The organism is Mycolicibacterium vulneris, from assembly GCF_002104765.1.
Lineage (GTDB): Bacteria > Actinomycetota > Actinomycetes > Mycobacteriales > Mycobacteriaceae > Mycobacterium > Mycobacterium vulneris.
Genome location: NZ_NCXM01000111.1, coordinates 1 through 383 on the forward strand (window position 1 = coordinate 1; position 383 = coordinate 383).

General features: G+C 67.4%; 1 protein-coding gene. It reads left to right on the plus strand.

Translation table 11 applies throughout. From position 1 onward, the window contains the following. The coding region (locus B8W69_RS29590) for a phosphopantetheine-binding protein (protein ID WP_133058070.1) at positions 1 to 383 on the plus strand (383 nt) is incomplete at both ends.

Genomic DNA, 383 nt, shown 5'->3' on the forward strand with positions numbered 1-383 from the left:
TGCCCCTGACCCCCAACGGCAAACTCGATACCCGTGCCCTGCCGGAACCGGGGTACCAGAATGCCGGTTATCGCGCTGCGGCCAGCCCGGTTGAGGAGATCCTGGCCGGCGCGTTCGCCGAGGTGCTCGGGCTCGAGCGGGTCGGTGTCGACGAGTCCTTCTTCGATTTGGGTGGGGATTCGCTGTTGGCGATGCGTCTGGTCGCCGCGATCGAGATGGGTCTGGGTGCCGACCTTTCGGTACGCACCGTGTTCGAGGCGCCCACGGTTACCCAGCTGGCGCTCCGCGTAAGTGGGGATGGGGGCCGGCGCGAGCCGTTGGTGGCCGGTGAGCGCCCCGCGGTGGTGCCGTTGTCGTTTGCCCAGCAACGGTTGTGGTTTATC